17 protein-coding genes are annotated in these 20,183 nt (G+C 72.0%); 8 read left to right on the forward strand and 9 right to left on the reverse strand.

Annotation, left to right across the window (positions count from 1 at the left end):
- Positions 1-50 precede the first annotated feature (50 nt).
- Positions 51-914 (reverse strand): SCO6745 family protein, encoded by an 864-nt coding sequence (locus tag ADK55_RS10405; RefSeq protein ID WP_053677273.1) that lies wholly within the window; start codon positions 912-914, stop codon positions 51-53.
- A 398-nt stretch (positions 915-1,312) separates the two neighbouring features.
- Here ADK55_RS10405 and ADK55_RS10410 point away from each other — a divergent pair, with 398 nt between their 5' ends.
- Positions 1,313-2,836 (forward strand): M1 family metallopeptidase, encoded by a 1,524-nt coding sequence (locus ADK55_RS10410; RefSeq protein WP_053677318.1) that lies wholly within the window; start codon positions 1,313-1,315, stop codon positions 2,834-2,836.
- Between the two features lie 118 nt (positions 2,837-2,954).
- Here the strand turns inward: ADK55_RS10410 and ADK55_RS10415 are convergent, their stop codons facing one another.
- Positions 2,955-3,851: an oxygenase MpaB family protein gene (locus ADK55_RS10415; RefSeq protein ID WP_053677275.1), complete on the reverse strand. Its 897-nt coding sequence runs from the start codon at positions 3,849-3,851 to the stop codon at positions 2,955-2,957.
- A 130-nt stretch (positions 3,852-3,981) separates the two neighbouring features.
- Between ADK55_RS10415 and sph the strand changes: the two genes are divergently transcribed.
- The 4 genes from sph (at position 3,982) to ADK55_RS10435 (ending at position 8,208) form a co-directional block, all read left to right on the forward strand.
- Positions 3,982-4,971: a sphingomyelin phosphodiesterase gene (gene sph, locus ADK55_RS10420; protein WP_053677320.1), complete on the forward strand. Its 990-nt coding sequence runs from the start codon at positions 3,982-3,984 to the stop codon at positions 4,969-4,971.
- 187 nt (positions 4,972-5,158) lie between these two features.
- Positions 5,159-6,403, forward strand: coding sequence for a helix-turn-helix domain-containing protein (locus ADK55_RS10425; RefSeq protein WP_053677277.1), 1,245 nt, complete (start codon positions 5,159-5,161; stop codon positions 6,401-6,403).
- 88 nt (positions 6,404-6,491) lie between these two features.
- The gene (locus ADK55_RS10430) at positions 6,492-6,824 is read left to right on the forward strand and encodes a DUF6415 family natural product biosynthesis protein (RefSeq protein ID WP_053677279.1); all 333 of its coding nucleotides are present in this window, start codon (positions 6,492-6,494) and stop codon (positions 6,822-6,824) included.
- A 250-nt stretch (positions 6,825-7,074) separates the two neighbouring features.
- Positions 7,075-8,208 (forward strand): protein-L-isoaspartate O-methyltransferase family protein, encoded by a 1,134-nt coding sequence (locus ADK55_RS10435; RefSeq protein WP_053677281.1) that lies wholly within the window; start codon positions 7,075-7,077, stop codon positions 8,206-8,208.
- Between the two features lie 83 nt (positions 8,209-8,291).
- Here ADK55_RS10435 and ADK55_RS10440 read toward each other — a convergent pair whose 3' ends face one another.
- A complete protein-coding gene (locus ADK55_RS10440; protein WP_053677284.1) occupies positions 8,292-10,124 on the reverse strand; it encodes an AMP-dependent synthetase/ligase in 1,833 nt (610 codons plus the stop codon).
- 143 nt (positions 10,125-10,267) lie between these two features.
- Between ADK55_RS10440 and ADK55_RS10445 the strand changes: the two genes are divergently transcribed.
- Both ADK55_RS10445 and ADK55_RS10450 read left to right on the forward strand, forming a co-directional pair.
- Complete coding sequence (locus ADK55_RS10445) at positions 10,268-10,993, forward strand: MerR family transcriptional regulator (protein ID WP_053677285.1); 726 nt, start codon at positions 10,268-10,270, stop codon at positions 10,991-10,993.
- 10 nt (positions 10,994-11,003) lie between these two features.
- A complete protein-coding gene (locus ADK55_RS10450; protein ID WP_053677287.1) occupies positions 11,004-11,705 on the forward strand; it encodes a maltokinase N-terminal cap-like domain-containing protein in 702 nt (233 codons plus the stop codon).
- Positions 11,706-11,800: 95 nt separating this feature from the next.
- Here the strand turns inward: ADK55_RS10450 and ADK55_RS10455 are convergent, their stop codons facing one another.
- The 6 genes from ADK55_RS10455 to ADK55_RS10480 all read right to left on the reverse strand — a co-directional run bounded on the left by ADK55_RS10455 (position 11,801) and on the right by ADK55_RS10480 (position 18,712).
- Positions 11,801-13,972: a 3-hydroxyacyl-CoA dehydrogenase NAD-binding domain-containing protein gene (locus ADK55_RS10455; RefSeq protein WP_053677289.1), complete on the reverse strand. Its 2,172-nt coding sequence runs from the start codon at positions 13,970-13,972 to the stop codon at positions 11,801-11,803.
- Between the two features lie 56 nt (positions 13,973-14,028).
- Positions 14,029-15,243, reverse strand: a complete 1,215-nt coding sequence (locus tag ADK55_RS10460; protein ID WP_053677291.1) for an acetyl-CoA C-acetyltransferase — start codon at positions 15,241-15,243, stop codon at positions 14,029-14,031.
- A gap of 59 nt (positions 15,244-15,302) precedes the next feature.
- Positions 15,303-16,445, reverse strand: a complete 1,143-nt coding sequence (locus tag ADK55_RS10465) for an acyl-CoA dehydrogenase family protein (protein WP_053677294.1) — start codon at positions 16,443-16,445, stop codon at positions 15,303-15,305.
- A gap of 67 nt (positions 16,446-16,512) precedes the next feature.
- On the reverse strand, positions 16,513-17,049 hold the full coding sequence (locus ADK55_RS10470; protein WP_420713614.1) for an LLM class flavin-dependent oxidoreductase: 537 nt from the start codon (positions 17,047-17,049) through the stop codon (positions 16,513-16,515).
- Positions 17,049-18,221 (reverse strand): CaiB/BaiF CoA transferase family protein, encoded by a 1,173-nt coding sequence (locus tag ADK55_RS10475; RefSeq protein WP_053677296.1) that lies wholly within the window; start codon positions 18,219-18,221, stop codon positions 17,049-17,051. Before ADK55_RS10475 ends, ADK55_RS10470 begins: the two co-directional genes overlap by 1 nt.
- Before the next feature lie 92 nt (positions 18,222-18,313).
- Positions 18,314-18,712 (reverse strand): MmcQ/YjbR family DNA-binding protein, encoded by a 399-nt coding sequence (locus ADK55_RS10480; RefSeq protein WP_053677298.1) that lies wholly within the window; start codon positions 18,710-18,712, stop codon positions 18,314-18,316.
- Positions 18,713-18,828: 116 nt separating this feature from the next.
- On the opposite strand from ADK55_RS10480, the gene ADK55_RS10485 reads away from it, so the two are divergent.
- Positions 18,829-20,028, forward strand: coding sequence for a saccharopine dehydrogenase family protein (locus tag ADK55_RS10485; RefSeq protein WP_053677300.1), 1,200 nt, complete (start codon positions 18,829-18,831; stop codon positions 20,026-20,028).
- Positions 20,029-20,183 lie beyond the last annotated feature (155 nt).

A 20,183-nucleotide genomic window follows, 5' to 3' on the forward strand; every position in this document is an offset into this window, starting at 1 on the left:
CGGTGACGGACGCCGGGAGCCGTGTCCCGCGCCGGTCGCCGCCTCTCCTCTCAGGCCTTGCCGATGAGGTCCGGGGGGAAGGCGCCGGCCGCGAAGGCCTTCGCGGCGAGGGCTCCGCCGAGCTCGCCCAGGCGGGCCAGGCCGCTCGCGCCGAGGTGTTCGTACGGGGCGGCGTCGAGTCGGTCGGTGTCGGCCTCCAGTGCCTCCCGTACGGCCTTGCCGTGTGCGGTGAGTTCGTTGTCCGCGTCGAGGACGTCGCGGGCCCGCAGCCGGTCGGCCGCCGCCTCCAGGTCGGCCGGTTCCCAGCCGCGCGTGGCCCTGAGCCACTTCGGGGTCATGCCGCGGCCGGTCGCGGTGTGGCTGATCAGCGCCTCGACGGGGTCGAGGCCGGCGAGCAGCAGGGCGGCGAGGTGGCCGTCGCCGCGGTGTTCGCGCAGCAGGGTCGCCGCGTGCCACAGGCGCAGGTGCGGTTCCTCGGGGACGGGCAGGTCGGCGTGTGCGGAGTACAGGACGCGCGCGTGTCGGGTGCAGCCCTCGGCGGCGTACAGGGCGAGGTCGGCGGTCTCCGCGAGTTCCGCGGACTCGATGGTCTCGGTGCCGAGGAGGCGGCGCAGGGTGGAGTCGGCGGCGCGGAGCCGGGCGGCGAGGGCCTGCTCGGGGGTGAGGGTGTCCCAGACGGCGGGCAGGTGCCGGGCGACGAGGTCGTGGCGGTAGTTGTAGAAGGTCGCGGTCACGGTGCCGGGGCCGACGGCGCCCATGGCGGCCGACCGGCCGGCGAGGTTGACGGCGACGCGGTCGGTGACCCCGAGGGCGGCGAACTCCTTCGCGAGGTCCGGGGAGAAGTAGATGAGGGCGTGCAAGGGGTTGACCACCGCATGCCAGCAGTGTCGGGCGGCGCGTGGGGGAAGAGTCATACCCGGCAGATTACCGACTGCTTAGTATGGCGCAAGGTGGTGGGTGGGGCGCCCGCCAACGGATTCCTCCCCGCCCGCCTCACGGGTGCTCCCCCGTCCCGTGGCGCCCCGACCCTTTCCGGACTTTCTCGCGCGGCGGGCCGGCGGGGCCGCGGGCCGAGGCGCTCGCACCGCCCCGGCGGGGTGAGCGGGCCGAGCCGGGCCGGACGCCGCCGGGTGGACGCCGCCGGGTGGGCGGCGCCCGACACGCCGGAGTCCGCGATCGACGACCTGTGACGGCCGAATGGCGATCATGTGACAGCAGGGGCCATGGACATGACGTGGGGCACCGCGCGTGAATACGGTCGAACGACGAGACCCCTGAACGGAACTGTCTCCCCTACCCCTTGGAGCTCTTCGTGCATCGGAAAGTCATCGCCCCGAGCGTGCTCGCCGCCTCCCTCCTGCTGGTGATCCCGGCGTCCGCGGCGAGTTCCGTCCCGGGCGCCGCGGGTATCGGCGACACCTACTACCCGGCGAGCGGCAACGGCGGGTACGACATCTCGCACTACGACCTGCGCCTTCAGTACCAGCCGAAGACGGACCTCCTGGAGGGCACCGCCACCCTCCTGGCGACGGCCCGCCAGGACCTGTCCCGCTTCAACCTCGACTTCGGCCTCAAGGTGAGCGAGATCCGGGTCAACGGCGTGAAGGCGAAGTTCGCCACCTCCGGCACCCAGGAGCTGGAGGTGACGCCGGCCCAGCCGCTCCAGCGGAACAAGCAGGCCAGTGTCGTCGTCAAGTACGCCGGAAAGCCATCGGAGTTCAAGGTCGACGGCTGGTCGGCGTGGCAGCGCACCCCGGACGGCGGCGTGGCGGCCCAGGAGCCCGACTCGGCGATCTGGTGGTTCCCCAGCAACGACCACCCGCTCGACAAGGCCACCTTCGACGTGTCCGTCAACGTCCCGGACGGCACCCAGGCCATCAGCAACGGCGTGCTCCAGTCGCAGACGTCGAAGCTCGGCTGGACCCGCTACAACTGGCGCTCGAACAAGCCGCAGGCCACCTACCTCGCCACCCTCGCCATCGGCAAGTTCGACATCACCACCGACAAGACGTCGAGCGGCCTGCCGATCCTGAACGCGTACAGCAAGGACCTCGGCGACAACGACGGCGCGGCGCGCGCCAGCGTGGAGCGGACCGGCGAGGTCGCGGAGTGGTTGGAGGGGGTCTTCGGCCCGTACCCGTTCAACGCGCTGGGAGGCTACGTCCCGAACGTGCCCAGCGGATTCGCGCTGGAGACCCAGACGCGGCCCTTCTACAGCCCGAGGCAGTTCGCCAACGGCTCGAACGTCTCGGTGGTCGTCCACGAGCTGGCGCACCAGTGGTACGGCGACAGCGTGTCCGTGGACAACTGGAAGGACATCTGGGTCAACGAGGGCTTCGCCCGGTACAGCCAGTGGCTGTGGTCGGAGAAGGAGGGCGAGGGCACGGCGCAGGAGCTGGCCGAGTGGACGTATGCCTCCCGCGCCGCCGAGGACCCGTTCTGGCAGGTCAAGCCGGGAGACCCGGGCGCGGAGAACCAGTTCCACGGCGCCGTGTACGACCGTGGCGCAATCGCCATCCAGGCGCTGCGCAACGAGATCGGCGACGAGAAGTTCTTCCAGATCCTCAAGGGGTGGCCGACCGAGCGCGCCTACGGCAACGCGAAGGTCGGGGACTTCGTCCGCTACGCCGAGAAGATCTCCAAGAAGCCCCTCGCCCAGCTCTTCGAGACCTGGCTGTACACCCCCGGCAAGCCGGCCTTCGCCCCGCCGGCCGCCGCCTCCCCGCCGGCCGCCGCCTCCCCGTCGGCCCGCTCGCTCAAGGCGCCGGCCGTCGAGCCGGTGGAGCCGAAGTCCTGGAAGAAGATCGCCGCGACGAACTCGATCCACGACCACTGAGCCACATCCCGTCGATCCCGGGGCCGGGCCCGGCTGTCCCCGGGTCCTGCTCGACCGATCCCGGGGATCCCGCTCGACCGATCCCCGGGGATCGGTCGACCGCTCGCGCCGGCGTCCCTCAGTGGGCGCCGGCGCGTCGGCGTGCCCGGGCCTCCCGGGCGATGGGCAGGTAGCGCAGCCGCTCCGGGAGCAGCGGTACGAGGATCCGCACGGCCGTGCTGAACCGTCGCAGCCGGCGCTCCTGGGCCGGGGTCCACTCCAGCCCGACGGCCGCGCGGGCCTCGGGCGGCATGTAGCCGGCGGTGACGAAGGCACGGAAGCGCAGGAACACCGTCCGCAGGAGCGGCCAGGTCAGGCGCAGCAGGAGCCGGACCGCCGGCGAGCCGCCCTCGGGGCGGGGCAGGGGCACGTCGGTGGCGACCAGTTCGCGGGCCACCGGGGTGGACTCGATCTCCTCGGCCAGCATCCGGCGGTAGTAGACCCAGTACTCCTCGATGGTCCGGGGCATGTCCCGGTCGTGGATGCCGAGGATCCGGCCGACCTGGAGCCACTCGCGGTAGAGCTGCCGCTCCTGGGCGGGGGTGAAGCGGCGCAGCAGGTACCGCCCGGCGTACAGGTAGACCGGGAAGCCGGTGGCGTGGACCCAGGAGTAGCAGGCCGGGTCGAGCGAGTGGTAGCGCCGGCCCCGGGTGTCGGTGCCCTGGATCTCCTTGTGGAGGCGGCGCACCCGACGGCCCTCGGCGGCGGCCTCGTCGCCGCCGTACACCCAGAGCTGGACCGAGCGCAGCGAGCGTTCGCCCCGCCCCCAGGGGTCGGTGCGGAAGACCGAGTACTGGTCGACGCCGGCGCCGATGGCCGGGTGGGCGACCTGCATCGTGAAGGCGGCGGGGAGCATGAGCAGCGCGCGGACGTCTCCGGCGATGGTCCACAGCACTCCGCCGGGCGCGGGTGGCTCGGGGTCGGGGCGGCGCGCGGCCGTCGGTCCGATGGGGGATGCGGGGTCCGTCTGCTTCATGACACAAGTATGCGAGCACCGGACGGCCGTCCCCCGGACAGAAAGTCTCTGCATGGGTGTTACCCAGAGGTAACTGGTGCTGCTTGTATGACGGCGTCGATCTTCCCCCGCAGGAATGATGGAGACCTCCATGCTGCAGATCTCGCCCCGCTCTCGTCGCGCCGTCGCCACGGCCGTCGCCGCGGTCGCCGCCGGCGCGCTGGCCGTCACCACCGCGCCGGCCGCCACGGCCGCGGAGAGCGCCGCGACCCCCCGGCTCGACGTTCTGACCTACAACGTGTTCCTGATGAGCAAGAACCTGTACCCGAACTGGGGCCAGGACCACCGGGCGGCGGAGATCCCCAAGGCGTCCTTCTACCAGGGCCACGACGTGGTCGTGCTCCAGGAGGCCTTCGACAACGGCGCCTCGGACGCGCTGAAGGCCAACTCGGCCGCGCGGTACCCCTACCAGACCCCGGTCGTGGGCCGGAGCAAGAGCGGCTGGGACGCCACGGGCGGCGCCTACTCCGCCACCACCCCGGAGGACGGGGGCGTCACGATCCTGAGCAAGTGGCCGATCGTCCGCAAGGAGCAGGTCGTCTACAAGGACGCCTGCGGCGCCGACTGGTGGTCCAACAAGGGCTTCGCGTACGCCGTGCTGAACGTGAACGGCGCGAGGGTGCACGTGATAGGCACCCACGCCCAGTCCACCGACCCGGGGTGCGGCGCGGGCGAGGCGGCGCAGATGCGCAGCCGGCAGTTCAAGAACATCGACGCGTTCCTCGACGGCAAGAACATTCCGGCGAACGAACAGGTCATCGTCGCGGGCGACATGAACGTCGACTCCCACACCCCCGAGTACAACTCGATGCTCGCGGACGCGGACCTGGCCGGCGCCGACTCGCGCACGGGCCACCCGTACTCCTTCGACACGGCGCAGAACTCCATCGCGAACTACCGCTACCCGGCGGACCCCCGCGAGGACCTGGACTACGTGCTCTACCGCAAGGGCAACGCCCGCCCGGCGGCCTGGGAGAACAACGTGGTGAAGGAGCAGTCGGCGCCCTGGACCGTCTCCAGCTGGGGCACGTCGTACACGTACACCAACCTGTCGGACCACTACCCGACGATCGGCCGATAGGCGCGGTGGCCCAAGGCTCCGGTCCGGCGGTGTGGGCTCCGGCTCACGGCAACCGCGCATTCAGGGCCCGGCGATGCGCCCTCTCGCCTTCGGGCGGGCAGGGCGCTTTCGCGCATTCTGGATCACACGAGAGCTGCCCTGCCCCCTACCCTGTCAGTGTCGAGCTGCAAGGAGAGGGGCAAGGCCCATGTCCACCGATGCTACTCCGGACCCGTACCGCGAACAGTTGGCCTTCGGCCAGAGACTGCAGATCCTCCGCAACCGCCGTGGGCTCACCCGCGATCAACTCGGTGGCCTCGTCGGCCGGTCCGGATCGTGGGTCAAGGCCCTTGAGACCGGCCGACTGAAGACTCCGGCTCTGCCGATCATCCTTCGCGTCGCCGAAGTACTCCGTGTCGGAAACCTCTCCGACCTCACGGGGGATCAGTCCATCCACATCGCACTGTTCACCGGGCCCGGACACCCGCGGTTCGCCGCCGTCCGCGAGGCCCTCAACACACTGCAGCTCGGTGGTACTCGCGAGGCTCCGTCTGCCGAGCACCTGTCCGCGCGCCTGTCCCGAGCGTGGCAGGCCCGGCACTCCGCACCGAACCACCGCGACGTCATCGGGTCACTGCTGCCGGACCTCATCCAGGACGCGCAGGCCACGGTCCGAGCGGCGGACACGGTCGCCGACAGGAAGGCCGCTCAGGCTTCGCTGGCACAGGTCTACTTCCTTGCACAGTTCTTCTGCGCCTACCAGCCCGATGCCCCTCTCGTCTGGCGTGTGGCCGAGCGCGGCATGATGGCCGCCCAGGACTCCGAGGACCCGCACGCCATCGGTCTCGCCGCGTGGCTGACCACGCAGGCCCACCGCGAGAGCACGCACCTGGACGCTGCCGACGCCGTCACCCTGGAGACGCTCCGCTACCTGACGCCTCTCCTTCCCGACGCCGGTGCGGACGTGCGGGCCGTGGCGGGGGCGCTGACCGTCGAGGCCGGCCTCACTGCCGCGCGTCGGGGCGAGACGGGCACGGCATGGAGGTACTGGGACAGCGCGCGCGCCCTTGCCGAGTCCCTACCCTTCGACTACTTCCACCCCGTGACGAGCTTCTCCCGGTCGGTCATCGGCGCTCACGCGGTGACCGTGGCCGTCGAGTTGCACGCGGGCGGGGAGTCGGCGCGGCAGGCTGCTCGCGCGGAGGCGGAGACAATCCCGTCCCGACCGCGCCGGGCCCGGCACCGGATCGAGCAGGCACGCGCCTACCACCTTGACGGCCAGCCTGACGTGGCGCTGGCCACGCTCGCGCAGGCCCACGAGGCCGCGCCCGAGACGATTCAGTACAACGGGCATGCTCGCCGCATCATCCTGGAAGAGGCGGAGGCGAAGTCTCCGCAGCGCCGTCGACGGGCCTCCGAACTCGCCGTCCGGTTGGGCGTGTTGACTGCGTAATCAAGGGGGCACAATCTGTGTCCCTGCTCTCCCGGTGCCGGCCCTACCGTCGTCCTACCACCCACTGACGACGGTAGGGAGCACTCCCATGACACCCGACGACACGCAGCACTTCGAGGAACTCGCCGCGAGGGCCCTGACCTCCTACGAGGATCGGCCCGACGCCGTGAGCGTGGCCCGTCTCGTCGACGATCTGATCACCGCGGGGCAGACCCTCCATGCCACGGTGACGGCGCTGCCCGCCGATCAGCGAACGGAGCGGGTGGGAGCGGCCCTGGTCGAGTGGACGTACTTCATCGACGTCGGCCCGCTGGGTGGCGACACCGACCACGCGAACTGGAACCACGCCCGGAACCTGGCCCGCATCGCACGCGTCCTCGCCGCGGCCCTCGCCATGCGGCGGTCGAGCGGGGTCCGGTGACGGAGCGGCTGCGGCAGGTCGTGTCCGTCGCGATCGTCGCCGGTCTCCTCGCCGCGATCCTTCTCGGCATCCGCTGAGCCCCGCCCAACCGGGCGGGCATCCTCGCACCTTTCACCCCACGATGGGAGAAGAACATGGGCAAGCACAACGGTCCGCCGGCGGACAAGCCGTGGACACCCCCGCCCACTCCGGCGAGCCCGGACGGGGGCCGCCCTTCGCCCCAGCCCTCCTCTCCGCCCCCGGACAAGAAGTGAACCGCGCGACCTGCCGCGAGGCCCTGGCGACCGGCGGGTTGTTGCGTGAGCCCTGGCTGGCACAAGCCTTCGACAACGTGGACCGGGAGGCCTTCGTCCCCTCGGCCGTGTGGCTTCCCGTGCGGGACGCCGAGGGGCTCTGGCAGTTCGTCGACCGCGACGAGGATCCGCGGGCCTGGCATCGCGCGGTCTGGGACCCGTACCGGTCCGTGGTCACGCAGTTGGACGACGGCGCACGGCTGCCGGCGTCGGCCGCGGGCGATTTCACCTCTTCCGTGTCGGCCCTCGACATCGTCATGCGCAAGCTCGGCCACCTCGAACTCGACTCTGGATCAAGGGTGTTGGAGATCGGATACGGCTCCGGCTATCACACGGCCCTGCTGTGCGAGCGGGTCGGATCGGACCGGGTGGTCGCCATCGAGGTCGACGAGGTACTCGCCCGCACGGGTGCCTCCAACCTGAAGGCGGCCGGGTATCACCCGAAGCTGATCGTCGGAGACGGCCTGAAGGGTGCCCCGGGCGGGGAGCCGTTCGATCGGGTCGTCAACACGGCGGCCGTACGGCGGGTGCCGTACGCCTGGATCGAGCAGTCGAAGCCCGACGGGGTGATCCTGACGCCGTTCGGCACGGCCTACAGCAACGCGGGGCTTCTGCGGCTCCGCGTGGACGGTACGGGCACGAAGGCGCAGGGCGCGTTCGTCGGCGAGGCCGCGTACATGTGGATCCGCTCCGAGCGGCCCGCCGTCGTCCTCCGCGTCCCCGAGGAGTCGACGAGGCGGCGGTCCCCGATCGACCCCGCGCAGGCCTTGACGGGCGGGTACCTCCAGGACTTCGCCATGGGTCTCCTCGTCCCGGACGTCTCCTCCTCGCACCGCGGCGACGACGACGAGCGGCGGGTCCAGTTCGTCGACGAGGCCGGCACGTCGGCCACCATCGTCCGGTACGGCGACTGGTGGGAGGACGACGCGGTCACCTCGTGGGGGCCGCGCGATCTGTGGGCCGAGGTGACAGCGGCGTACACCTGGTACGAGGTCAGCGGCCGGCCGCACATCACTCGCTTCGGCGTGACCGTGGACGGCGACGGCCAACGTGCGTGGCTGGACGAACCGCGGCGGTTGGTCCGCCGCTGACCGCGGCCCCGGCCGGCGATCCCCGCCCTGTCCGGTGGGCGTGGGCGCGGGGTCGCCCACCGGTCAGGGCCGGGCCGTACGGGTCAGGGCGTGTCGTACGGGGCCTCGTACAGCCCCTCGATCAGCTCTCCGTACTTCTCGCGGATCACCCGGCGGCGCAGTTTCAGGGAGGGCGTGAGCTCCCCGGTCTCGGGGCCCCACTCCCCGGTCAGCAGCCGGTAGCGCTTGATCTGCTCGGTGCGGTTGAGCCGGGCGTTGGCCGCCGTCACCGCGCGGGCGATCTCCTCGACGACGGCGGGGTGCTCGGCGAGCGCGCCGAGCGTGGGGGCCTCGATGCCCCGGGCCGCCGCCCAGACGGGTGTCAGTTCGGGGTCCAGGACCAGCAGGGCGACCAGGTAGGAGCGGCCGTCGCCGTGGACCAGGGCCTGGCCGATCAGCGGGTGCTCCTTGACGGTGTTCTCCACCAGGGCGGGCGAGACGTTCTTGCCGTTCGAGGTGATGATCAGTTCCTTCTTGCGGTCGGTCAGCCAGAGGAACCCGTCCTCGTCGAGCCGGCCGATGTCCCCTGTCGGGAACCAGCCCTCGGGGTCGGCGGCGCTCTCCACCGTCCCGTCGGGCCGCAGGTAGCCGTCGAAGACCGTGGCGCCGCGGGTGAGGATCTCGCCGTCCTCGGCGAGCCTGAGTTCCAGGCCGTCGATCGGACGGCCGACGGAGCCGAGCCGGAAGTGGTCCGGGCGGTTGACGGTGCACACGCCGGCGGTCTCGGTGAGTCCCCAGGCGTCCATGATGGTGATGCCCCAGCCGGCCCAGAAGCGGACGACGTCGATCGGCATCGGTGCGGTGGCGCTGGCCGTCCAGACGAGCCGGTCCATCCCGGCCATCCCCAGCAGCGGGTCCAGGACCCGTTCCTTGGCGGCGGCGTACGAGGCTTCGAGCGCCGCCGGTACCTCCTCGCCGCGCTCGCGGTGGCCGGCGCGCTCCCGGGCCAGGTCGTTGGCGGCCTCGATGGCGCGGCGCTGCTCCTCGGGGAGCTGTGCGAGGACGGCCCGTACGGAGGCGGCGAGCTTCTCCCACACCCGGGGCACCCCGAAGAACTGCACGGGGCGCAGCTCGCGCACGGCCGCGGCGACGGCGGTGGGGTCGGCGCAGAGCCGCACGTGCGCGGCGCGCAGGAGGGGGAGGTAGATGCCGAGGACGCGTTCGGCGATGTGCGCGAAGGGGAGGTAACAGATGTGCTCGGCGTGTTCGGGCAGGTCCACGTTGCCGTCCAGGCGCACGGCCTGAAGCACGATGTTGCGGTGGGTGAGCCGGACCCCCTTGGGGTCGCCGGTGGTGCCCGAGGTGTAGACGACGGTCAGCGGGTCCTCGGGGCGGGTCTCCCGCCAGGCCTTCTCGAAGGCGTCGGCGCGGTGCAGCCGGGCGCCGCCCGCGTACAGGGAGGCGTAGGTGTGGTGGGGGCCGGCGTCCGCGGCCTCGGCGACGACGAGCCGCTCCAGGGGGACGGTGTCGTCGGCGAGGAGGGGTTCCCAGCGGGCGAGTTCGCGGGCGCCCTCGACGACGGCGACCCGCGCCCGGCTGTGCCGGGCGATGTGGGCTGTCTGTTCGGGCGCGGAGGTGCCGTACACGGTGACGGGGACCGCGCCGAGGTGGACGAGCGCCAGGTCGGTGAGCCAGTGCTCGGGGCGGTTGCCCATCATGAGCAGGACGTGTTCGCCGCGCTCGACGCCGAGGGCGGCGTAGCCGGCGGCGAGGACGGCGACCTCGCGGCGGACCTCGCTCCAGTCGAGGGTCTTCCAGCCGGGTCCCTCGCGCCACGAGAGGGCCGGCAGGTCGCCGAGCTCGGCCGCGTTGCGGGCCAGCAGGGCGGGGAGGGTGAGTTCCTCGGGTCGTCCGGGCAGTCGCAGGTTCGTGGTCATGGGCAGCTCCTGGCCGTTTCACATCGTTGGTGCGACAGCAATACTGTTGAACCTCGGTACCGAAAGGGCTGTGCCGAAAGCAGGCTGTGCATGAACGGGTCGTGCCGAACAGGCCGTGCCGATCAGAGAGCGAGGCGGCGACCATGACCACCCAGGCACCGGAACCCACGCTCACCGTCGACGAGCTGGCCTCCCGGGCGGGTGTGACCGTCCGCACCGTACGTTTCTACAGCACGCGCGGACTTTTGCCCCCTCCCGTGATCGGCCCCCGTCGGGTGGGCCACTACGGGCCGGAGCACCTGTCCCGGTTGGCCCTGATCGAGGAGTTGCAGCACCAGGGCATGACCCTGTCGGCCATCGAGCGGTACCTGGACGCGCTGCCGGACGACCTCAGCGCCCACGACCTGGCGATCCACCGGGCGTTGGTGGCCACCTGGGCGCCCGACGCGCCGTTGGAGTCCTCGCGGGAGGAGCTGGAGAAGCGGGCCGGGAGGCCGCTGACGGACGGCGACCTGCGCCGGTTGACCGCCATGAACGTGCTGGCGCCGACCGCGGCGGGCTTCCGGGTGGACGTGGGGCTGTTGCGGCTCGGGGTGGCGCTGCTGGACGTGCCGATCGCGTACGAGACGATCCTGGCCGCCCGCACCGTGTTGCTGGAGCACGCGCGGACCGCGGCCCACGAGTTGACGGCGCTGTTCCGGGACGAGGTGTGGGGTCCGTTCACCGAGGGCGAGAGCGATCCGGAACGGGTGGAGTCCATGAAGGCGCTGTCCGCGCACATGCAACCCATGGTCGTCCAGGCACTGGTGACGGCCTTCCAACGCTCACTGAAGCAAGAACTTCGGGCGGCGTTCGAACCGGAAGGGTAGGTTCGGACGCATGGCGATCATCCACAAGACCACGATGAGCCCCGGCAAACTGGAGCTCCTGGCTGCCTGGCTGCCGGACCGACCGTGGTACCTCCCCACCGGCGCCGCACCCGACCTGGCACGGGCCGGCGGTTTCCGACTCGACGATCCCGCGGGCGAGGTGGGCATCGAGTTCATGGTGGTCACCGACGACTCGGGCGAGCGCCCGATCGCGTACCACGTGCCCCTCACCTACCGGGGAGCGCCGCTCGACGGCGCCGACGCGGCCCTGATCGGCACCTCCGAGCACGGCGTGCTCGGGACCCGCTGGGTGTACGACGGGGCCCATGACCCGGTGCTCGTCGGCGAGTTGCTGGCCCTGTTCCAGGGCCGGGCGGTACCGCAGCGGCAGAGCGAGTCCGACACTCCCGACCCGTCCGTCACCGCCCGGTTCGACGGCCCGGGCCTCCCGGCGCTGCTCCCGGCGGAACGCCCCGAGGTGTCCGACTCCGCGCGGGACACGGAGGTACGGGTGACGGGCCCGGGGCGGACCCGGCTCGCCGTCGCGCGGGTCCTGACGCCACTGGCGCCGGACGCCGGACCGGCCGAGGCCGCCGGAGGGGTCACCGCGGGGTGGACGGCGCCGGACGGCGCCGCGCACCGGGGCGTGTTCGCCTCCCTGTACTCCCCCGCACCCGAGGACGCATCCGAGGACGCGCACGGGGACGCCTGACGCGAGCGGCGCCCGGAGCGGATGCCCGACGCGCCGCCGCGGACGTCCGCGCCGCGCGGCCCCGGGGTGTCGCCCCGGGGCCGCGCGGCGGCCGATCAGTCGGCGTACGTCTCGCCGCGCTCGGCCTTCGCCACCAGCGACGCCGGCGGGGTGAAGCGCTCGCCGTACTTCTCCGCGAGTTCCCGCGCGCGGGCGACGAAGCCCGGCAGCCCGCCCTCGTAGCCGTTGACGTACTGGATCACGCCGCCGGTCCAGGCCGGGAAACCGATGCCCATGATGGAGCCGATGTTGGCGTCGGCGATCGAGGTCAGCACCCCCTCGTCGAGGCAGCGGACGGTGTCCAGCGCCTCGGAGAAGAGCATCCGCTCCTTCATGTCCTCGAAGGGGATCTCGGCGCCGGGCTTGGTGAAGTGCTCGCGCAGGCCGGGCCAGATGCGGGTCCGCTTGCCCGCCTCGTCGTACTCGTAGAAGCCGCCGCCGCCGCTGCGCCCGGGGCGGTCGAACTCGTCGACCATCCGGTCGATGACCGTGTCCGCCGGGTGCTCGGCCCAGGCGCGGCCCTCGGCCTCGAAGGCCTTGCGGGTCTCGTTGCGGATCTTGCGGGGCAGGGTCAGGGTCAGCTCGTCCATGAGGGAGAGCACCTTGGCCGGGTAACCGGCCTGGGCGGCGGCCTGTTCGACGGAGGCGGGCTCGATGCCCTCGCCGACCATCGCCACGCCCTCGTTGATGAACTGGCCGATGACGCGCGAGGTGAAGAAGCCGCGCGAGTCGTTGACCACGATCGGGGTCTTGTTGATCTGGCGGACCAGGTCGAAGGCGCGGGCGATGGCCTCGTCGCCGGTCTGCGCGCCCTTGATGATCTCGACCAGCGGCATCTTGTCGACGGGCGAGAAGAAGTGCAGGCCGATGAAGTCGACGGGGCGCGAGACCCCTTCCGCCAGGCCCGTGATGGGCAGGGTGGAGGTGTTGGAGCAGAGCAGCGCGTCGGGCTCGACGACGTCCTGGATCTCCTGGAACACCTTGTGCTTGAGGGAGGTGTCCTCGAAGACGGCCTCGATCACGGCGTCACAGCCGGCGAGGTCGGCGGCGTCGCCGGTCGGGGTGATCCGGGCCAGCAGCTCGGCGCGCTGGTCCTCGGTGGTCCGGCCCCGGGAGACCGCCTTGTCCAGCAGCTTGCGCGAGTACTCCTTGCCCTTGGCGGCGGCCTCGACGGTGACGTCCTTGAGGACCACGTCGATGCCCGCGCGGGCGCAGGAGTAGGCGATGCCCGCGCCCATCATCCCGGCCCCGAGGACGGCGACCTTGCGGACCGTGCGCGGCCCGACGCCCTGCGGGCGGCTGCGGCCCGCGTTGACGGCCTGGAGGTCGAAGAAGAACGCCTGGATCATGTTCTTGGCGGTCTGTCCGGTGACCAGCTCGGTGAAGTACCGGGCCTCGATGGTCAGCGCGGTGTCGAAGTCGACCTGGGAGCCCTCGACGGCGCAGGCCAGGATGTTGCGCGGCGCCGGGTAGGGGGCGCCGCCCAGCTGCTTCTTGAGGTTCGCGGGGAACGCCGGGAGGTTGGCGGCGAAGCGCGGGTTGGACGGCGTGCCGCCCGGGATCTTGTAGCCGGGTACGTCCCAGGGCTGCTTCGACTCGGGGTTCGCGTCGATGAAGGCGCGCGCCTTGACGAGCATCTCCTCGGGGGTGGCGGCCAGTTCGTGGACGAGGCCGTTCTCCAGGGCGCGCCGCGGGTTGTACTGGGTGCCCTGGAGCAGCACCTTGAGGAGCGCGTCGGCGATGCCCATCAGCCGCACGGTGCGGGTGACGCCGCCGCCGGCGGGGAGCAGGCCGAGGGTGACCTCGGGCAGGCCGATCTTGGAGCCGGGGGCGTCGAGGGCGATGCGGTGGTGGGAGGCCAGACAGATCTCGTAACCGCCGCCCAGGGCGGCGCCGTTGATGGCGGCGACGACGGGCTTGCCGAGGGTTTCGATGCGGCGCAGCGAGCGCTTGATCTCGGTGCCGGTGTCGAAGGCCAGGCCGGCGTCCTCGGGGCGGAGCCGGATCATGTCCTTGAGGTCGCCGCCGGCGAAGAAGGTCTTCTTGGCGGAGGTGAAGACGATGCCGCGGATGGAGTCCTTCTCGGCCTCGGCGCGGTCGGCGATGGCCGCGATGGAGTCCTTGAAGGCCTGGTTCATCGTGTTGGCGGACTGGTCGGGGTCGTCGAGGACGAGGGTGACGACGCCGGTCTCGTCCTGTTCCCAGCGGATCGTGGTGGACTCGCTCATGTTCGCTACTTCCGTGTCGGCCGTGTCAGGGGCGGGGTCTGGGATACAGGGACGGTTCAGAGACGTTCGACGATGGTGGCGACGCCCATGCCGCCGCCCACGCAGAGGGTCACGAGGCCGTAGCGCTTGTCCTGGCGCTCCAGCTCGTCGACGATCGTGCCGAGGATCATCGCGCCGGTGGCGCCCAGCGGGTGGCCGAGCGCGATGGCGCCGCCGTTGACGTTGACCTTGTCGAGGGAGACGCCCATGTCCTTGACGAAGCGCAGCACGACGCCGGCGAAGGCCTCGTTGATCTCGATGAGGTCGATGTCGTCGATGCTCAGCCCGGCCTTGGCGAGGGCCTTGCGGGTGGCGGGGGCGGGGCCCGTGAGCATGATGGTGGGCTCGGATCCGGACACCGCCGCGGAGACGATCCGGGCGCGGGGGGCGAGTCCGTTGCGCTCGCCGGCCTCGCGGGAGCCGATGGCGACGAGGGAGGCGCCGTCGACGATGCCGGAGGAGTTGCCGGCGTGGTGGACGTGGTCGATCTTCTCGATCCAGTGGTACTTCTGCAGGGCCACGGCGTCGAAGCCGCCGAGGTCGCCGATGTCCGCGAAGGACGGCTTCAGCTTGGCGAGGGTGTCGGCCGTGGTGCCGGGGCGGACGAACTCGTCGTGGTCCAGGACGACCAGGCCGTTGCGGTCGGTGACGGGCACGACCGACTTGGCGAAGCGGCCGTCCTTGATGGCGGCGGCGGCGCGCTCCTGGGACAGGGCCGCGTACTCGTCGACGTCGCGGCGGGAGAAGCCCTCGATGGTGGCGATCAGGTCGGCGCCGATGCCCTGCGGGACGAAGCCGGTGTCCCAGTTGGTCATCGGGTCGGCGAACCAGGCGCCGCCGTCGGAGGCCATCGGGACGCGGGACATGGATTCCACGCCGCCGGCGAGGACCAGGTCCTCCCAGCCGGAACGGACCTTGGCGGCGGCCATGTTGACGGCTTCGAGGCCGGAGGCGCAGAAGCGGTTCTCCTGGACGCCCGCCACGGTGTCCGGCAGCCCGGCGGCGATGGCCGCGATGCGGGCGATGTCGGATCCCTGGTCGCCGACCGGGCCGACGACACCGAGGACGATGTCGTCGATGGTGCCCGGGTCCAGGCCGGGGTTGCGCTCGCGCAGGGCGTGGATGAGGCCGACGACCAGGTCGATCGGCTTGGTGCCGTGCAGGGAGCCGTTGGCCTTGCCGCGGCCGCGCGGCGTGCGGATCGCGTCGTATACGTACGCTTCGGTGCTCACTGGTCAAGCCTTTCGAGGATCTGGAGGGGTGGGTCGGGGAGGTCGGTCGGAAGGGAGCGTCAGCCCAGCAGGGAGCGGCCGATGATCTCCTTCATGATCTCGGTGGTGCCGCCGTAGATGGTCTGGATGCGGCCGTCGACGAAGGCCCGCGCCACCCGGTACTCGGTCATGTATCCGTAGCCGCCGTGCAGTTGCAGGCAGCGGTCGGCGACCCGCTTCTGCAGTTCGGTGGCCCACCACTTGGCCATCGAGGCGTGGACGTGGTCCAGTTCCCCGTTGGAGTGGTCGGTGATGCAGCGGTCGAGGAAGGTACGGGTGACGGCGCACTCGGTGGCCATCTCGGCGATCTCGAACCGGATGTGCTGGAGCTTGGACAGCGGCCGGCCGAAGGCCTCGCGTTCCTTGACGTACGCGGTGGTGATCTCCAGCAGGTATTCGGCGGCGGCTATGCCGGCCATCGCGATGCCCATCCGCTCCTGGGCGAGGTTGGTCATCAGGTGGACGAACGCGCCGTCGAGTTCCCCGAGGAGGTTCTCCTTCGGGACCCGGACGTCGTGGAAGAACAGTTCGGCGGTGTCCTGGGCCTTCTGGCCGATCTTGTCGAGGTTGCGGCCGCGCTCGAAGCCCTCCGCGCCCCGTTCGACGACCAGCAGGGACATGCCGTGCGCCCCGCCCTCGGGGGTGGTCTTGGCGACCACGATCACGAGGTCGGCGAGGATCCCGTTGGAGATGAACGTCTTGGAGCCGTTGAGCACCCAGTGGTCGCCGGCGTCCTCGGCCGTGGTCCGGATCCCCTGGAGGTCGGAGCCGGCGCCCGGTTCGGTCATCGCGATGGCGGTGATGATCTCGCCGCTGCAGAAGCCCGGCAGCCACCGGCGTTTCTGCTCCTCGGTGGCCAGCGAGGTCAGGTACGGGCCGATGATGTCGTTGTGCAGGCCGATCGCGAGTCCGGCGGCGCCCGCCCGGGTGAACTCCTCGGCGATCACGGCGGCGTAGCGGAAGTCGGTGTTGCCGCCGCCGCCGTACTCCTCCGGGACGGCGAGGCCCAGCAGGCCCTGCCGGCCGGCCGCGAGCCAGGCCTCCCGGCTGACGATGCCGTCCTTCTCCCAGGCGTCGTAGTGCGGCAGCACCTCCTTGTTCAGGAAGGTGCGCACGGTGTCGCGGAACGCCTCGTGGTCGGCGTCGAAGATCCGGCGCTTCATGGATGGGCTCCTCACAGCCAGTTCTTGACGGTCTCGATGAGCCGGGCCGGCTCGGGTCCGACGGGCGTCACGTTGAGCATGGTGACGCCGGCGGCGCGGAAGGCCTCGACGCGCTCGCGCACGTACCCCTTGGTCGGGTGAGGATCTTCAGCGGTTTGCCGTGTCGGCCGCCCTTCTCGGGCGGCAGCGGCATGTCGGTGATCCCGTGGTGGTCGATCGTCTCGCGGCGCCAGATGCGGCGGCACAGTTCGACGGTCTCGCGCGTCCGGCCGATCGGCTTGTCGTACGACTTCCCGTGCCACCCCTCGACCACCTGCGGGCCCGAGGCGCCGAGGCCCAGCAGGGCCCGGCCGCCGGAGATCGCGTCGAGACCGGCCGCGGTCTGGGCGATGAGCGCGGGGGTGCGGGAGTAGACGTTGAGGATCGCCGAGCCGATTCTCATCCGCTCGGTGCGGGCGGCCAGGTACCCCATGATCGTGGGCGAGTCGAAGCCCCAGGCCTCCGCGACCCAGACGGCGTCGAGTCCGGCCGCCTCCAGCGCGGCCGCCTCGTCGGCGGCCCGGCGCGGGTCGCCCGCGTAGTCGAGCATCATGGACAGTTCCATCAGGCGTCCTTCCCGAGCAGGGCCGGCAGGTCCCAGTCCGCCGCCACGGACTCGGTGTGCGCGCCCGGCAGGGCGGGCCCGCCGGTGACGGCCGTGGCGGTCGCGGAGAAGCGGGGTGCGGGCGCGGGCTGGGTGATCCCGCCGACGTCGGTGAAGGTGCCGCGGGCGGCGAGGTGCGGGTGCGCGGGCGCCTCGCCCAGGGACAGGACCGGCGCCACGCAGGCGTCGCTGCCCTCGAAGACGGCCGTCCACTCCTGCCGGGTACGGGACTTGAAGCGGGCGGCGACCGTCTCGCGGAGTTCGCCCCAGCGGGCCAGGTCCTTGCGGGCCGGGGCCCGGTCCTCGATGCCGAGCAGGTCGACGAATGTGTCGTAGAACTGCTGCTCCAGCGCGCCGACGGCCATGTACTGCCCGTCGGAGGTCTCGTAGGTGCCGTAGAAGGGGCAGCCGCCGTCGAGCAGGTTGGCCCCGCGCCGGTCCTGCCAGCCGCCGGCGGCCATCATCCCGTGGATCATCGAGGTGAGGTGGGCGGTGCCGTCCACGATGGCCGCGTCGACGACCTGTCCGGTGCCGTCGGGGGTGCCCGCGTGGCGGAGGGCGGCGAGGATCCCGATGACCAGGTACAGGGAGCCGCCGGCGTAGTCCCCCACGAGGTTGGCGGGGACGGCCGGGGGCTCGCCCGGGTTCCCGATCATGCCGAGCGCGCCGGTGACGGCGATGTACGCGATGTCGTGCCCGGCCGTGTGCGCGAGCGGCCCGTCCTGGCCCCAGCCGGTCATCCGGCCGTAGACCAGTCTCGGGTTGCGGGCGAGGCACGCGTCGGGGCCGACGCCGAGGCGCTCGGCGACCCCGGGCCGGAACCCCTCGATGAGCACGTCGGCCCGCTCGACCAGGTCCAGGACACGGGCCGGGCCCTCGGCGGACTTCAGGTCGAGCAGGACGGAGCGCTTGTTGCGGTTGGTGATGTCGTACGCCGGGTCGACGGCGAGTCCGCCGCCTCCGGGCCGGTCCACCCGGACGACGTCCGCCCCGAGGTCCGCGAGGACCATCGCGGCGAACGGCCCCGGCCCGATGCCGGCGAGCTCGACGACGCGCACGCCCGCGAGCGGGCCGTTCCGGCCACCGTCGCCGGTCCCCTCGGCGCTCCCGTGCCCGGTACCTGTCGCTGCCATCGAGCCCCCAGCATCCTGGTGCGTGGTGTGACACAACTGATGTAACACCAGCGATGCTAGGAACGCGTTCCACTCAGCACAAGAGCAAGCGCTTAGCCATCTGCCTCGATTCGCGCGTCCAGCTCCTTCACGTGCCGTTTGAGGGCGACGGTCCGGTAGCTCTCCTCCACCCACTCGCACAGCACCTCCACCGAGGGCGCGCCCTTCTCCCCCAGCGGCACGGACACCCATCCCGACCGGCCCAGGCCGTACCCGGTCGGCTCGGCCCCGGGAGCGGTCATGGCGTGCCCGTGGAGCGCCTCGTCCTTCAGTTTCACGGAGATGCCCGGCGGACCGTCCGTGTTGCCCATGAAGACGAAGATCTTCTTGTTGACCTTCAGCACGGCGTCCTCGGGCCCCCAGGGGAACTCCTCGACGGCCTCCGGCAACCCGAGGGCGAACCCTCGCACCGCCTCCCACTTGCGCACCGCAGCCTTCACCGACACCTCCACTCACCGCAGGCGGCCCCGGGCATCCGCGCGATGCGCGCCCGGCGCGTACCTGCCCGTACGGACAGCCGTCCCTCACGCTAGCCTCAGCCACCGACACCAGCTGGGAGGAGCGGTCCATGAACGAGCGGGTTCGGCACCACGATCCGGAACGGGCTTACGACGTCGTGCTTTTCGGGGCCACCGGGTTCGTCGGGGCACTCACCGCCGAGTACCTGGCGGCGAACGCCCCGGCCGACTGCCGGTGGGCCCTGGCGGGGCGGGACCTCGGCAAACTGGAGCGGCTGCGCGAACGGCTCGCCGCGCTCGACCCGGCCTGCGCGGCCCTGCCACTGATCCGCGCCGACTCGGGCGACCCCGACACCCTGCGGGAGTTGGCGTCCTCCACCCGGGTCCTGGCCAGCACCGTCGGGCCGTACGTCTGGTACGGGGCGGAACTGGTCGCGGCGTGCGCCGAGGCGGGCACCGACTACGTCGACCTCACGGGCGAGCCGGAGTTCGTCGACCGGATGTACGTCGAGCACGACGCGCGGGCCCGGGAGACGGGCGCCCGGCTGGTGCACGCGTGCGGCTTCGACTCGATCCCGGCCGACCTCGGCGCGTACTTCACGGTGGGTCGACTGCCGGCCGGGGTGCCGCTGCGCGTGGACGGGTTCATGCGCTCCAACGCGATGCTGTCCGGCGGCACCCTGGCCTCCGCGCTCACCGCCATGAGCCGGGGCCCGCAGACCCTGGCCGCGGCCCGCGAGCGGCGGCTGCACGAACCGCGGCGGCCCGAGCGCCGGGTACGGGGCACGGGCGGCCACCCGCACTACAGCCGCGAGACCGGCACCTGGGCGCTGCCCCTGCCGACCCTGGACGTGGCGATCGTGGCCCGGTCGGCGGCCGCCCTGGAACGGTACGGGCCGGACTTCCGCTACCGGCACCACGCCTCGGTCAAGCATCTGCCCGTCGCGGTGGGCGGATCGGTGGCGGTGGGCGCGACGGCGGCCCTGGCCCAGGTACCGGCGGCCCGACGCTGGCTGATGAGCCGCTGGGAACCGGGCCGCGGACCCGACGCCGAACGACGCGCCCGCAGCTGGTTCACGGTGCGCTTCGTCGGTACGGGCGGTGGCCGCCGGGTGTTCACGGAGGTCTCGGGCGGCGACCCCGGCTACGGAGAGACGGCGAAGATGCTCGCGGAGTCCGCGCTCTGCCTGGCCCACGACGCCCTGCCGGACACCTCGGGCCAGCTCACCACGGCGGTGGCCATGGGCGACGCGCTCCTGGACCGGCTCCAGAAGGCGGGCATCCGCTTCCGGGTCGCGGCCGAGGACTGACAGGCCGGGCCGGGCGGCGGGCTCGGGGCGGGGCCGGGCGGCCGCGACAGGCGGGCTCGGGGCGGGGTGGCCCGGCCCGCAGGCGGGGCCCGGGGGGGGGGGGCCCCGCCCCCCCCCCCCCCCCCCCGGCGGGCTTTCCGGGGGGGGGCCCGCCC

Origin of the sequence: Streptomyces sp. WM4235, from assembly GCF_001279725.1 — a bacterium.
Classification (GTDB): Bacteria; Actinomycetota; Actinomycetes; order Streptomycetales; family Streptomycetaceae; genus Streptomyces.

Coding starts and splice junctions, on each gene's coding strand:
- sph (WP_053677320.1), top strand. CDS start 3,982: ATGCTGCAGATCTCGCCCCGCTCTCGTCGCGCCGTCGCCACGGCCGTC.
- ADK55_RS10415 (WP_053677275.1), bottom strand. CDS start 3,851: ATGAAGCAGACGGACCCCGCATCCCCCATCGGACCGACGGCCGCGCGC.
- ADK55_RS10445 (WP_053677285.1), top strand. CDS start 10,268: ATGACCACCCAGGCACCGGAACCCACGCTCACCGTCGACGAGCTGGCC.
- ADK55_RS10455 (WP_053677289.1), bottom strand. CDS start 13,972: ATGAGCGAGTCCACCACGATCCGCTGGGAACAGGACGAGACCGGCGTC.
- ADK55_RS10430 (WP_053677279.1), top strand. CDS start 6,492: ATGACACCCGACGACACGCAGCACTTCGAGGAACTCGCCGCGAGGGCC.
- ADK55_RS10465 (WP_053677294.1), bottom strand. CDS start 16,445: ATGAAGCGCCGGATCTTCGACGCCGACCACGAGGCGTTCCGCGACACC.
- ADK55_RS10470 (WP_420713614.1), bottom strand. CDS start 17,049: ATGGAACTGTCCATGATGCTCGACTACGCGGGCGACCCGCGCCGGGCC.
- ADK55_RS10485 (WP_053677300.1), top strand. CDS start 18,829: ATGAACGAGCGGGTTCGGCACCACGATCCGGAACGGGCTTACGACGTC.
- ADK55_RS10475 (WP_053677296.1), bottom strand. CDS start 18,221: ATGGCAGCGACAGGTACCGGGCACGGGAGCGCCGAGGGGACCGGCGAC.
- ADK55_RS10440 (WP_053677284.1), bottom strand. CDS start 10,124: ATGACCACGAACCTGCGACTGCCCGGACGACCCGAGGAACTCACCCTC.
- ADK55_RS10450 (WP_053677287.1), top strand. CDS start 11,004: ATGGCGATCATCCACAAGACCACGATGAGCCCCGGCAAACTGGAGCTC.
- ADK55_RS10425 (WP_053677277.1), top strand. CDS start 5,159: ATGTCCACCGATGCTACTCCGGACCCGTACCGCGAACAGTTGGCCTTC.
- ADK55_RS10405 (WP_053677273.1), bottom strand. CDS start 914: ATGACTCTTCCCCCACGCGCCGCCCGACACTGCTGGCATGCGGTGGTC.